Origin of the sequence: Lentzea sp. NPDC051838 (genome assembly GCF_040681245.1) — a bacterium.
Lineage (GTDB): Bacteria > Actinomycetota > Actinomycetes > Mycobacteriales > Pseudonocardiaceae > Lentzea.
Genome location: NZ_JBFAYI010000026.1, coordinates 17,692 through 30,396, shown reverse-complemented (window position 1 = coordinate 30,396; position 12,705 = coordinate 17,692). Strand labels below are relative to the sequence as shown.

Genomic DNA, 12,705 nt, shown 5'->3' with positions numbered 1-12,705 from the left:
TGCGGTGCTCCACGGGTTGATCTTGTTCAGGTGAGCGAACTTCGGATCGAACCGGTCATGGCCTGCACGAAACGTTCCCTGGTCGCGTCCGTTGTGCGGTCCAGCGACAGGTACGGGTTCAGGTCCTCCAGCTCGACCAGGAGCAGGTCGCCGTCCTGCGTGCGGCAGGCGTCGACGCGCTGGATGCCGTGGCCGAGGTCGTTCCACTCGACGAACTTCCGCGCGAATTCCAGATCCTGCTTCGTGGGTTCGTAGCCGGTGAGCTCCCAGCGCTGGTGCGGGTCCGGTGCGTGCAGCGCGTACTGGAAGTCGTGGTCGACGAAGTAGAACGAGACCTCGTACCGAAAATCGATCTTGGGCTGGATGAGGAGATCGCTCGTGGAGTTCGCGAGCGCTTCCCGGCTCACGAACTCCAGGCCGTGCGAGTCGGCCCCGGCTTTGGGTTTCACGACGTATTCGGCCACGTCCGGCAACCGGTCGAGGTGGTCGGGCGTGTCGATCGTGGGGATGACCGGGTAGCCCAGTTCGTGCAGGTCGATCAGGTACTGCTTGCCGGCCATGTCGCCCTTGCCGGTGAGCGGGTTGTAGACGCGCCGGCCCGTGGCTTCCGCCTGCTCGCGGAAGTGCGCGTAGGCCTCCGGGTAGTCGATCACCGGGCCGCTGTTGCGGACCACGGCCACGTCGAAGGCCGCCATCAGGTGCGCGGCGTCCTCCGGGTGGCAGACGGCCAGGTTGAACGTTTTGCGCAGCTGCGAGGTCAGGTAGATGTCCTCGTCGCAGTAGCGCCTGCCTCTGGCGGGGTAGGCGAGGTCCGAGACGTACAGGATGCTGGGCACTGGACTCCTAACCGACCAGACGTCGATGCCAGTCGAGCGGTGTGACGGAGATGGCCCGGCCGGGGTCGCGGTCCCACTCGGCGCGCAGGCCCGCGGCTTCGAGGGCCTTCACGACCTCGTCCCCGATGGCCGTCGTGGTCTCCTCGGTGCCGTCGAAGCCGCCGTAGAGCAGCATCAGCCCGTGACCGGACGCGGCGGAGTCCGTGCACTGCGAGTGGAAGTAGACGAAACCGCGGGCGCCTGGCTCGCTCTCCGCCCCGATCTCGGCCTGGCCGCAGCTGCGGCAGCAGGTGAAGTTCTCGCGGGCGGTGATGCCTGCTTCCTGCAGAGCTCGGAATGCCCTCGTGAGCCGTTCCGGATCGGTCTCGCCCTGCCACGTCTTCTGCTCTTCGACGCGCTCCAGCCACAGCCTGTCGGCCAACGCCCGCGCCTGCTCGGGGGAGACGGGCCGGTGGTCGCCGTCGACCAGGTAGTCCTCCGCGAGCTCGGCCAGCTCGGCGCGGTCCGCGTAGCCGCCGTTCAGGACCTCGCGGACGCGCTCTTCCAGCTGCTCGCGCTCTTCGTCGTCGAGGTCGAGCGGCGGCGCCTCTTCGGCTGCGCCCAGATCCAGCCGTGACCAGGTCGGGCCGTTGTCCCAGCCGGGTTGCCGGCTGGCCCAGCCGGTGAGCGCCGCGATCACGTTCTCGGGCCTGGTGCTCGTCCGGAAGTGCCGGTCGGCCGCGCCGTCGCGGTGTTCCAGCTCGTAGGCGCCACCGGCCTCGTGCCAGACCTGGGCGAACACGTCCGGCAGGTCGGGTACCCGCTGGACGATCAGGAACCGGTCACCCGCGCCGCCGATCCTGCTGACCAGCGCGGCCAGCTCTTCGGCGGAGACGCGGACGTGCCGCTCCCAGTTCTCCGTCTTCACCACGATCTCGAGCATGCGCGGACTCTAAGCCGCAGCCGGGCCGGAGCACCTGGGTTTCGGGTCCTGAGGGTGCGGGATGTGGAGGGCTGGGAAGGCATCGAGGCGCCTCAGAGCCCGCAGCCTTGTTCGGAAGGCGCGGGCGACGCTTCGAGGCGGCCCGCGCTAGGCGGCTTCTGGGGGGCACGACTTCGCGTGGCGTAGATGTGCGTGGCGTAGATGTGCGTGGCGTTGCGGGTGTGGGGCTTCCAGTCTCGGTGGCCTCTGTGGTCTCGGCTTGCGCGGTCGAGACGCTCGGGGTGCGAGTGTCGTCGTCGGTTGCGAGGCGCCTCGGGCCCCAGGTCCCGCAGCCTTGTTCGGAAGGCGCGGGCGACGCTTCGAGGCGGCCCGCGCTAGGCGGCTTCTGAGGGCACGACTTCGCGTGGCGTAGGCGTGTGTGGCGCAGATGTGTGCGGCGTTGCGGGTGTGGGGCTTCTGGTCTCGGCGGCCTTTGTGGTCTCGGCTTGCGCGGTCGAGACGCTCGGGGTGCGAGCGTCGTCGTCGGTTGCGCGGCGCGGAGGTGGCGCTGCTTGGCGTGGTCGGGTTCGTCGGTGGGCGGGCTCCTAGGCGGCTTCCGGGGCGCCGTGGCGCCATAGGCGGGCGTAGGCGCCGTTGGACGCCAGGAGGTCGGCGTGGGTGCCTTGTTCGACGATGCGGCCGTCCGCCAGCACGACGATGCGGTCGGCCCTGGCCGCGGTGGCCAGGCGGTGGGCGACCACGAAGGTCGTGCGGGCTCCGGTCAGGTGGTCGGCCGCGGCCAGGACCGCGGACTCGGTGGCTGGGTCGAGGGCCGCGGTGGCCTCGTCGAGCAGGAGGAGGTCCGGGTTGACCAGCTCGGCTCTGGCCAGGGCGAGGAGCTGGCGCTGGCCCGCGGAGAGACGGGTGCCGCGTTCGCCGACCGGTTGGTGGAAGCCGTTGGGGAGGCTCGCGACCATCGGGAGGGCGCCCACGGCTTCCACGGCGTGCTGGATCTCCGGTTCGGTGGCGGTGGGGCGGCCGTAGGCGACGTTCGAGGCCACGTCGCCGCCGAAGAGGTGGGCCTCCTGCGGGACGACGCCCAGGCGTTGGCGGTAGGCCGACAGGTCGTAGGAGCGGACGTCCACGCCGTCTACCAGGACCGAGCCCCCGGTGGCGTCGTAGAAGCGGGCGATCAGCTTGACGAGGGTGGACTTGCCCGCGCCGGTTTCGCCCACCAGGGCGACGGTTTCGCCTGGCGTCACGTGCAGGGTGACGTTGTCCAGGGCCGGGTGGTCGGCGCCGGAGTAGGTGAAGGAGACGTTGCGGAGCTCCACCTCGCCGCGGAGGCGAGCGGGGACCGGGACGGGCGACGAAGGCGGTTCGACGGTGGTCGGGGTGCGCAAGAGGTCGCCGATTCGGCGCAGACCCACGCGGGCCTGCTGGTAGCCGTCGAAGACGCCGGAGAGCTGCTGGATCGGGCTGAAGAACAGGCCCAGGTAGAGCAGGAACGCCAGCAGCACGCCCGGCGTCAGCGTGCCCGTGGCCACCCGGTGGGCGCCGACGGCCAGGACCACTGCCTGCGCCACGCCGGAAAGCAGTGCCACGAAAGGGAAGTAGGTGGCGATGTAGCGCTGGGCCCGCAGGCGGCTCTGGCGGTACGCGTCGCTGCGTTCGGCGAAGGCCTCCGCGGAGTGGCGTTCGCGGGTGTAGGCCTGGGCGACGCGCAGGCCCGAGACGTTCTCCTGGAGGTCGGCGTTGACCGCGCTGACGCGCTCGCGGGCTTCCGCGTACGCCGTGGAGGAGAGGCGCTGGAAGATCGCGGTGGCGACCACCAGGATCGGCAGCACGGCCAGCGCGATCAGGGCCAGCGACGCGTCGGTGATCACCAGGGCCGCGGTGATGCCGACGACGGTCAGCAGGCTGATCACGGCGGTGACCAGGCCGGTCTGCAGGAACGTGGAGAGTGCGTCCACGTCCGTGGTCATCCGCGTCATGATGCGGCCGGCCATCTCGCGCTCGTAGTAGTCGAGGCCGAGCCGTTGCAGGTGGGCGTAGCTGCGGACGCGCAGCAGGTAGAGCAGGCGCTCGCCGAGCCGGGCCGCGAACACCGTGCTGCCCGTCGTGGTCAGCCAGCCGATCACGACCAGACCCACGCCCAAGCCCACCGCCAGCCACAGCGCGGACTCGGTGCCTGCCACCACGCCGCCGTCCACGCCGAGCCGGACCAGAGCGGGCAAACCCATGCCCACCAACGCGTCCAGGACGACAAGAGCAGCCACGGCCCCCAGCGCCCAGCGGACCGGGCGCAGCAGACTCGCCAGGCGGAAGCCGGGATCAGGAGCACGCGGGTCTTCGCCGTGCAGGACAGGAGCTTCGGTGGCCGGGGGCAACGCGCGCACCTGGGCCAGCAGTTCGGGCGTGGGTGGGCCGCCGGCGAGAGCGGACATGCCGCCGGGGCCGCCTCCCCTGCGGCCGCCCGAGGCAGGAGCCGTCGTTCTGGCGTCGTCGATCAGACGCTGGTCCAGGTCGTCCTGCGAGACCGCCGGCCACAGCTCGCCGGTGGTCTCCGGGGCCGTGGACTCGATGGCCTCGTCCGGGCCTGCCAGGAGATCGCGGTAGAGAGGGCAACGGGCCGTCAGCTCGTCGTGCGTGCCGATGTCGACCACTCGGCCCGCGTCCAGCACGGCGATCCGGTCGGCCAGGGACAGGGTCGAGCGTCTGTGTGCGACGAGCAACGTGGTGCGGTTGGCCGTCACCGAGGCGAGCGTCGCGTGGATGGTCGCTTCGGTCGCGTTGTCCACGGCGGACGTCGCGTCGTCCAGCACCAGGATGCGCGGATCGGAGAGCAGCGCACGGGCCAGAGCGACGCGCTGGCGCTGGCCGCCGGAGAGCGTGAGACCGCGTTCGCCCACCACCGTGTCGTAGCCGAGCGGGAGCGCCTCGATGAAGTCGTGCGCCTCGGCGGCCTTCGCGGCGCGCTCCACCTCGGCGCGCGAGGCGTCGGGGCGGCCGTACGCGATGTTCGCGAACACCGTGTCGGAGAACAGGAACGCCTCTTCGAAGACGACACCCACCGAGCCGCGCAACGACTCCAGCCGCAGCGTGCGGACGTCGGCGCCGCCCACCCGCACGGCGCCGGAGTGGACGTCGTAGAAACGCGGCAGCAGCAGGGAAACCGTCGACTTGCCGGACCCCGCCGTGCCTACCAGGGCCAGGGTCTCGCCCGGCTTCACGGAGATCGAGAAGTCCTGCAGCACCGGTTCGCTGCGGGTGTAGCCGAACGTCACGTCCGAGAACGAGATGCCGAGTGGGCCGTCGGGCACCTTGCCCGGGCCGTCGGTCACGTCCGGCTGCGAGTCGATCAGCTCGTACACCCGCGTGACGCCGGCCTTGGCCAGCTGCGCGGACACCACCAGCCCGGACAGGATCCTGGTGGGGCCCACCAGGTTCGCCACGTACGTCGTGAACGCGAGGAACGTGCCCAGCGTGACCTGCCCGTGCAACGCCAGCCAGCCGCCGAGCGCCAGCACGCCGACCTGACCCAGCAACGGCAACGCCGTCACGGTGGCGAGCGGCCGCGACGACAGGCGAGCAGCCCGCATCCGTTCCGCGAACAGAGCCTTCGCGTGCTTCTCCAGGCGCGCCACCTCGCGCATCTCCTGGCCGAACCCCTTCACCACGCGCACACCGGTGACGGTCTCCTCGACCTGCTGCGCGAGATCAGCCGCCCGCTGTTGCGCCGACCAGGTGGCCGGGAACAACGTCAGCCGGGTGCGCCCGGCGAGCCACGCCACCAGCGGCAGCACGATGACGGCGATCAACGTCAGCGGCGGCGACAGGTAGAGCATCGCGGCCAGAGCGGCCACGGCGAACACCACCGTGCCGACGGCCAGCGGCGCCATCATCAGCAACGACTGCACCAGCTGCAGGTCGGTGATCGACCGCGACACGATCTGCCCGGTGCGCATCTCGTCCTGCTTGGCGCCGTCGAGCCGCTGCACCGAGGAGAACACGCTGAGCCGCAGGTCGTGCTGCACGCCCAGCGCCAGCCGCCCGCCCAGATAGCGACGTAAGAACGCCGACCCGAACGTGAGCAGCTCCAACACGATCAACGCCACCATCAACGCCCACAGGCGGTCGGTGCGGCCCGCCGTCGAGTCGTCGATCGCGGTCTTGAGCAGCAACGGGCCCGCCGCCTGCAGCCCGACACCGACGACGGCGGCGAGCACCGACAGCACCACCAGGCGGGGGTGCTGCCAGCACGCGGCAGTCAGTCGGCGGATCCAGCCCTTCGTCACGCAGCCAAGACTACGTTCGGGGTCCGACAGTCAACTCGATCTTGAGTAATCGCAGGTCAGGTGATGTCTTTCCGGGTCATCACTGCCCAGCTGCCACCGAACGCCAGCGCCACCCAGCCGAAGAAGATCAGCGCCGACAGCCACCACGCCTGCGCGCCGCCCGCGCCCGCGAGGATCCGCAGGAACTCGACGGCCTCCTCCGGGACGACACCGGCCTTGTCCAGGAAGAGATCGGCCACGACGGACCCGGTCATCCCGTTCACCGCCCCGTTCGGCAGGAACCCGATGATCGCCTCCGGTGCCTGCGCGAGCCGCAGGAAGAACTGCAGCAGGTTCTCGACCACCAGGAAGTACATGACCAGCAGCACGGTCACGCCCGCGACGTTCGTGATCAGCCCGCCGAGCCCGACGCCGAGCATCGTCATCAGGATCGACGAGATCACGCAGACCAGCGTGAGCATCGCCCAGTTGCCCGAGTCGGGCAGCTGGCTCGGGTGGCTGGTCAGCACCACGCCGAGCGCGGTGAAGCCCATGATCGCGAGCCCGTAGATCGCGCCCCACATCGCGTAGACCAGGAGCTTGGCCAGCATCGTGTGCACCCGCGTGGGCGCGGTCAGGAACGTCGTCGTGATCGTCCGCCTGCCGATCTCACCGGAGAACGCCAGCGCGCCGAAGATCATCGGGAACATCGTGGTGAGGTTGATCGACCGCGCGATGCCGAACAGCGAGAACTTCCACTGGTCCGGCGTCACGCCGAGGACCTCCGAGAGCTGTTCCGCGTCCGCGCTCGAGGTGAAGTCGACGAACGCGCGGCCGATCAGCCCGCTCAGCAGGCCACCGCCCAACGCCAGCAGCACCGTCGGGATCAGCAGACCCCACCACAGGCCGGTCGTCGTCGTCTTGCGGAGCTCCGCCTGTACGAGGTTGCCCATCAGGCCCAACCACCCTGCTGCTGCTGATACGGAGCCGGTGCGTGGCCGGCGAACTGACCGTTGGTGAGCTGGAAGAAGATCTGTTCCAGGTCGACCTGCTCCTCCTGGATGCCGTACACCGACACGCCCGCGCGCAACGCGACGTCCGCGACGTGCTTGGTGTCCACTCCGGACACCGCGAGCCGTCCGTCCATCAGCTGCTCGATCGCGTGGACACCGCTGTCGCGCAACGCCGTCGCGAGCGCACCGACGTCCGACGGCTGCACGAGAACGCGGCGTTGTTGTTTCTGGCGAAGGTGTTCCAACGGCCCGTAGTACATGGTCTGCCCGCGCGAGATGATCACGACCTGGTCGACCGTCTGCTCGACCTCGGCCAGCAGGTGGCTGGAGATCAGCACGGTGCGACCCATGCGCGCGTACGACTGCAGGAACGTGCGCAGCCACGCGATGCCCTCGGGATCCAGGCCGTTCGCGGGTTCGTCGAGCACCAGCACCTGCGGATCGCCGAGCAGCGCCGTGGCCACCGCCAGCCGCTGCTTCATGCCCAGCGAGAACCCGCCGACCGCGCGGTCGGCTGCGGTGGACAGGCCGACCAGGCTCAGCACCTGGTCGGCCTGCGCGTCCGGCACGCCGATAGCCGCCGCGTAGACGCGCAGGTGGTTGCGCGCGGTGCGGCGCGGGTGGAACCCCTGCGCCTCCAGCACCGCGCCCACCACGCGCCCGGGCTGGCCGAGCTGGTGGAACTGCCGTCCGTTGATCGTCGCCGTGCCGCTCGTGGGCGTCACCAGACCCAGCAACATGCGCAGGGTCGTCGTCTTCCCCGCACCGTTCGGGCCGAGGAAGCCCGTGACACTGCCGGGGGACACGGTGAAGCTCAGGTTCTGCACGGCCGTGACAGAACCGAACTGCTTGGTCAGGTTCTGGACCGCGATGAGGCCGCTGCCGTCATGCATGCGGCCCATCCTGCCTGAATTGTCAGTCCGGCAAGGCGTGCTTGGGACGTGTCACCACCGGCGCGCGATGTACCTGCGGCGGCACGTCGCTCAAGATCGGCGGCAGTTCGGCGGTCAGCTCGACCGGTGTCTCCTCGGGAATCTCGATCGTGCCCGATCGGGTGAAAGGGTTGCGCAACGGCCTGCGGCGCTCGCGATGCGGCAGACCCTCGCCGATCAGGTGCTGGTGCGCCATGTTCCAGACCTGGCAGGGCCATCGCCGTCGCCGCAACCAGCCAGGACACGCCTTGCACCGGCCGTCCTCGTCCGGCTGGTGCACCGTCAGCAGCAGGCGCCAGCCGTCCGCCAGGCGGTGGATCTCCGCGCGGGCCAGCGGAACCAGCGCCTCGGCCTCACCGTGCTCGGCCACTTTGTCCAGCAGTGCCAGCCTCTGCAGCACCGCGTCTCGCAGGGCCTCGTCCATCACATCTTCGCCGTGGCCTGATCGAGCAAAGAGCCCAGCCGCCGCGTCTGAGTGGCGGACATCACAGCGGTCTCGCCCGGTGGCGTGACCAGGAGAACCCGGTCGTTCTCGACCAGAACGGTCATCGATCTGTCCCGACCGAACGGGTCGTGGCAGTGGATCCATCCCTGTGGTTCAGCCATGGAATCTCCCTTCGAGGGACGCCCGACTCCGTGTTCATCGGCCGTTGGCCCTGCTCGCCGCACCGCGGGAGGGGAGATTCACTCGTTTGCTGGACGGGCCGAACACGGGCAGTGGTCCAGTCGGGGAAACTTTCTGGGCGCGTTTCGGCGGGGGTGCTGGGCGCGCGTGCCTCGGGCCCGCTATATTTGGTGACGGCGGCCCCGCTCCCAGTGACCCCCAGGCTGGTTGAGCGCGGCCGCCCTTTAATTTCCCCCTTCGCCCCTCGTCGGGCACCTCTCCTCTCTCGGCGAAATCCTCTTGCGCCCTACGGTCTCGTACGCTGTAAGTTGCTCGTACACCGTAAGGGGGACGAGATGACTTCGACGACCGAGAGGGTCGGGGTGCGGCCGCACCCGCAGCGCTGGGCCGTGCTCGGCGTGCTCTGCCTGTCCGTGATGGTCGTGGTGCTGGACAACACCGTGCTGAACGTGGCGATCCCGTCGATCTCCACCGGCTTGGGCGCCAGCACCGCCGACATCCAGTGGATGATCAACGCCTACTCGCTCGCGCTGGCGGGTCTGCTGCTCACGACCGGAAGCTTGAGCGACCGGTTCGGGCGCAAGAAGGCGTTGCTGGCCGGCCTGCTGCTCTTCGGCGCGGGAAGTGCCGTGGCGGCCTACGCGGGCTCGTCCGAGGCGTTGATCGCGGCACGGGGCTTCATGGGCGTCGGCGCGGCGATGCTGATGTCGGGCACGCTCGCCGTGCTGATGCAGTTGTTCGACGAGAAGGAACGTCCGAAGGCCATCGGCATCTGGGCGGCGGTGACGAGCCTCGGTTTCGCGGCCGGGCCGGTGATCGGTGGCGCGCTCATCAAGAACTTCTGGTGGGGCTCGGTGTTCCTGATCAACGTGCCGGTGGCGATCCTCGCGATCGCGGCCGTCGCGGCGCTGGTGCCGGAGTCCAAGGACCCGACCGTGCGCAAGCCGGACGTGATCGGCTCGATCCTGTCGATCATCGGCATGGTGTCGCTGGTGTACGCGGTGATCTCGGTGCCGGAGAACGGTTTCGCGTCGCTCGAGTTCGGCGTGCCGGTGGCGCTCGGCGTGGTCACCATGACGGCGTTCGCGTTGTGGGAACGGCACACCGCGGATCCGATGCTGGACCTCGGCTTCTTCAAGGACCGTCGTTTCACCGGCGCGGTGGCGTCGGGTGTGCTGGCGGCGTTCGGCATGGCGGGCTCGCTCTTCCTGCTGACGCAACACCTTCAGGGCGTGCTCGGCTACAGCCCGTTGGAGGCGGGGGTGAGGGTCGCGCCGATGGCGATCGCGTTGCTCGTCACCAGCAACACGTTGGGGCAGCTCGTGCTGAAACTGGGCGCCAGCAAGGCGATGCTGCTCGGCATGACGATCGTCGCGGGCGGCGTGGTGCTGCTGTCGATCGGCAACACCTACCCGCCGACGCTGGCCGGGCTGATCCTGATCGGCGTCGGAGTCGGTGTGGCACAACCGGTCGCGGTCAACGCGCTGATGGGGTCGATCCCACCGGAACGCGCGGGCATCGCCTCCGGCCTGTCGTCGACGCTGTCCGAGCTCGGTTCGTCGTTCGGCATCGCGGTGCTGGGTGCGCTGCTGTCGGCGCGGTTCGTGGCCGCGTTGCCTGAAGGCGTGCCTGGTCGGTCGCTGAGCGAGGCCCTGCACAGCGGCGCGGACATCACCGTGGTGCGCGACGCGTTCTCGTCGGGCATGGGCGTGAGCCTCGTGATCGGCGCGATCGCCGTGTTCCTGGGAGGTGTTGTGGCCAGCGTGTTGCTCAGGCGTGCCTAGGATCGCCGGTGTGGACAGCGTGTGGTTCAGCAAACCCAGGCCCAGCAGCGGGCAGCCTCTCGGCCTGAGCCGGGAGGCGATCGTCCGCAAGGCGGTGGAGATGCTGGACGCGGACGGCCTGCAGAAGCTGTCCATGCGCAAGCTCGCCGCCGCACTGGGCGCGGCTCCCATGTCGCTGTACTGGCACGTGCCCACCAAGGACGCGCTGATCGAGCTCTGCCTGGACGAGATCTACGGCGAGTTCGTGCTCCCCGACCCCGGTGAGGACTGGGAGACGGCGTTGCGCGGGATGATGCACTCGTTGCGTCATCTCGCGCTCAAGCACCCGTGGTGGGTGCGCGGCATCGGCGAGTTCAACTCGATCGGCCCCAACGCGGTGGCGATGGCCGACTCGATGTTCGAACCCATGCTGCGGGCAGGCCTGTCCATGGCCGTGGCGGCGCAGTCGATCTCCACGGTGTCGAGCTTCGTGACGGGGTACGCGCTCGCCGAGGCGAACTTCGTCGCTCGCGGAGGGATGGACTCGCCGCCACCGGACCTGGCGAAGATCGCCGACATGTACCGGGACGAGCACCCGAACTACGTCAAGATGCTCGACGAGCAGGAGATCTGGTCGCTGGAGGGGCAGTTCGAGTTCGGCCTGGACTGCGTGATCGACGGCATCAAGGCGCGCGTGACGGCCCTGCGGTCATGAGCTGGTCCGTCGACGGATCGATCCGGCGCCCGTTCGAGGTTTCCGCACTGCTCCCGCACACTCGTGAGGTGATGGGCGAACTGCTGGCGACGGACGAGATCCCGGAGCTGGAGAGCAACGCTCCGACGGTGGCCATCGAGACGATGGGCATGGACATCGACTTCACCGTCCTGCTGCCCACGGGTGACGGCGCGGAGGTGCGGACCGTCGACCTGCTCGACGGAGAGGCCGAGACGACGTTCGTGGTCGTCAGCAGTCGCCACTACCGCGCCACCACGAACGTGAGCACGGTGCTCTGCATCGCGGTCGCGCTGGCGGCCGCAGATCTGGGCGGCGGCTCCTACTTCGACGACAACCGCGGCTTCGTCCTGCGGGCGGGCATGTACGACCCGCACGAGTTCATCGCACGAACTCGGCTCGCCCCGAGCGATCTCACGTTCGCCGAGCGGTGCGAGCGCTACCTCGCGCCCAGATAGGCGAAACCCCCGCAGCGATTCACGCGTGCGGGGGCCTCATTCATTCAGTTGGTCTTAGATCACGGTCTCCAGCGGCGTGTGCACGAGGCCGGTCGCCTCGGCCACCGGGCCGTTGGTCAGCTGGCCTGCGTGGGCGTTGAGGCCCAGGGCGAGCGAACGGTCGTCCTTGAGCGCCTGCGTCCAGCCCTTGTCGGCCAGCGCGACCGCGTAGGGCAGCGTCACGTTGGTCAGCGCGTAGGTCGAGGTGCGCGGGACGGCGCCCGGCATGTTCGCCACGCAGTAGAAGACCGAGTTGTGAACCTCGTAGGTCGGCTCGGCGTGCGTGGTGGGGCGCGAGTCCTCGAAGCAGCCGCCCTGGTCGATCGCGATGTCGACGAGCACGGAGCCCGGCTTCATGTCGGCGACCAGCGCGTTCGAGACGAGCTTCGGGGCGGCGGCACCGGGGACGAGCACGGCGCCGATGACCAGGTCGGCCTCGCGGACGGCCTGCTCGATCGCAAAGGAGTTGGACGCCAGCGTGCGCAGACGGCCCTGGAACTGGGCGTCGATCTGGCGCAGGCGGTCGACGTTGGTGTCGAGGATCTGCACGTCCGCACCCATGCCGACGGCGATGGTCGCGGCGTTGACGCCTGCCACGCCGCCGCCGATCACGACCACGCGGGCCGGGGCGACGCCGGGGACGCCGCCGGGCAGCACGCCGCGGCCGCCGGAGGGCTTCATCAGGGAGAACGCGCCGACCTGCGGGGCCAGGCGGCCCGCGACCTCGGACATCGGGGCGAGCAGCGGCAGCGAGCGGTTCGGGAGCTGCACGGTCTCGTAGGCGATGGCCGTGGTGCCGGAGGCCAGCAGGGCCTCGGTCAGCGGCTTGTCGGCGGCGAGGTGCAGGTACGTGAAGAGGGTCTGGCCGGCGCGGAGACGCGGGTACTCCGACGCGATCGGCTCCTTGACCTTGAGAACCAGGTCGCCCTCGGCCCACACGTCGTCGGCGGAAGCGAGGATCTTGGCGCCCGCGGCGAGGTACTCCTCGTCGGTGATGGCGGAACCCAGGCCGGCGCCCTGCTCGACGAAGACGTCGTGGCCGCGGCTGGTCAGTTCGTGCGCACCGGCAGGGGTGAGAGCGACGCGGTACTCGTGGTTCTTGATCTCGCGGGGAACTGCGATCCGCAC

The 12,705-nt window shown here is 69.6% G+C and carries 11 protein-coding genes; 3 read left to right on the top strand and 8 right to left on the bottom strand.

What is annotated here, in order from left to right; translation table 11 throughout:
- Positions 1-26: 26 nt before the first annotated feature.
- The 7 genes from AB0M24_RS36635 to AB0M24_RS36605 form a co-directional block, all read right to left on the bottom strand.
- Entirely contained in the window at positions 27-836 is an 810-nt protein-coding gene (locus AB0M24_RS36635) for a hypothetical protein (RefSeq protein ID WP_363778065.1), read from the bottom strand.
- Positions 837-843: 7 nt separating this feature from the next.
- On the bottom strand, positions 844-1,758 hold the full coding sequence (locus AB0M24_RS36630) for a hypothetical protein (protein WP_363778064.1): 915 nt from the start codon (positions 1,756-1,758) through the stop codon (positions 844-846).
- A 584-nt stretch (positions 1,759-2,342) separates the two neighbouring features.
- On the bottom strand, positions 2,343-6,035 hold the full coding sequence (locus AB0M24_RS36625; RefSeq protein WP_363778063.1) for an ABC transporter ATP-binding protein: 3,693 nt from the start codon (positions 6,033-6,035) through the stop codon (positions 2,343-2,345).
- Positions 6,036-6,091: 56 nt separating this feature from the next.
- Entirely contained in the window at positions 6,092-6,967 is an 876-nt protein-coding gene (locus tag AB0M24_RS36620) for a hypothetical protein (RefSeq protein ID WP_363778062.1), read from the bottom strand.
- Entirely contained in the window at positions 6,967-7,920 is a 954-nt protein-coding gene (locus AB0M24_RS36615) for an ABC transporter ATP-binding protein (protein WP_363778061.1), read from the bottom strand. The genes AB0M24_RS36620 and AB0M24_RS36615 overlap by 1 nt, the downstream gene beginning before the upstream one ends.
- 22 nt (positions 7,921-7,942) lie before the next feature.
- On the bottom strand, positions 7,943-8,383 hold the full coding sequence (locus AB0M24_RS36610; protein ID WP_363778060.1) for a hypothetical protein: 441 nt from the start codon (positions 8,381-8,383) through the stop codon (positions 7,943-7,945).
- Positions 8,383-8,565 carry a hypothetical protein gene (locus AB0M24_RS36605; protein WP_045312139.1) on the bottom strand — a complete coding sequence of 61 codons (183 nt, stop codon included), beginning with the start codon at positions 8,563-8,565 and terminating at the stop codon, positions 8,383-8,385. The genes AB0M24_RS36610 and AB0M24_RS36605 overlap by 1 nt, the downstream gene beginning before the upstream one ends.
- A gap of 354 nt (positions 8,566-8,919) precedes the next feature.
- Here AB0M24_RS36605 and AB0M24_RS36600 point away from each other — a divergent pair, with 354 nt between their 5' ends.
- Genes AB0M24_RS36600 through AB0M24_RS36590 form a run of 3 tightly spaced genes read left to right on the top strand, consistent with a single transcriptional unit; the run spans position 8,920 to position 11,538 of the window.
- Positions 8,920-10,368, top strand: coding sequence for an MFS transporter (locus tag AB0M24_RS36600; RefSeq protein ID WP_363778059.1), 1,449 nt, complete (start codon positions 8,920-8,922; stop codon positions 10,366-10,368).
- Between the two features lie 10 nt (positions 10,369-10,378).
- Positions 10,379-11,062: a TetR/AcrR family transcriptional regulator gene (locus tag AB0M24_RS36595; protein ID WP_363778058.1), complete on the top strand. Its 684-nt coding sequence runs from the start codon at positions 10,379-10,381 to the stop codon at positions 11,060-11,062.
- Positions 11,059-11,538, top strand: a complete 480-nt coding sequence (locus AB0M24_RS36590; RefSeq protein WP_363778057.1) for a hypothetical protein — start codon at positions 11,059-11,061, stop codon at positions 11,536-11,538. The genes AB0M24_RS36595 and AB0M24_RS36590 overlap by 4 nt, the downstream gene beginning before the upstream one ends.
- 54 nt (positions 11,539-11,592) lie before the next feature.
- Here AB0M24_RS36590 and ald read toward each other — a convergent pair whose 3' ends face one another.
- Positions 11,593-12,705 carry an alanine dehydrogenase gene (ald, locus tag AB0M24_RS36585; protein WP_363778056.1) on the bottom strand — a complete coding sequence of 371 codons (1,113 nt, stop codon included), beginning with the start codon at positions 12,703-12,705 and terminating at the stop codon, positions 11,593-11,595.

Bases quoted from the DNA above. Each gene is read 5' to 3' on its own strand.
- AB0M24_RS36630 (WP_363778064.1), bottom strand. From the start codon at position 1,758: ATGCTCGAGATCGTGGTGAAGACGGAGAACTGGGAGCGGCACGTCCGC.
- AB0M24_RS36620 (WP_363778062.1), bottom strand. From the start codon at position 6,967: ATGGGCAACCTCGTACAGGCGGAGCTCCGCAAGACGACGACGACCGGC.
- AB0M24_RS36615 (WP_363778061.1), bottom strand. From the start codon at position 7,920: ATGCATGACGGCAGCGGCCTCATCGCGGTCCAGAACCTGACCAAGCAG.
- AB0M24_RS36610 (WP_363778060.1), bottom strand. From the start codon at position 8,383: ATGGACGAGGCCCTGCGAGACGCGGTGCTGCAGAGGCTGGCACTGCTG.
- AB0M24_RS36605 (WP_045312139.1), bottom strand. From the start codon at position 8,565: ATGGCTGAACCACAGGGATGGATCCACTGCCACGACCCGTTCGGTCGG.
- AB0M24_RS36600 (WP_363778059.1), top strand. From the start codon at position 8,920: ATGACTTCGACGACCGAGAGGGTCGGGGTGCGGCCGCACCCGCAGCGC.
- AB0M24_RS36590 (WP_363778057.1), top strand. From the start codon at position 11,059: ATGAGCTGGTCCGTCGACGGATCGATCCGGCGCCCGTTCGAGGTTTCC.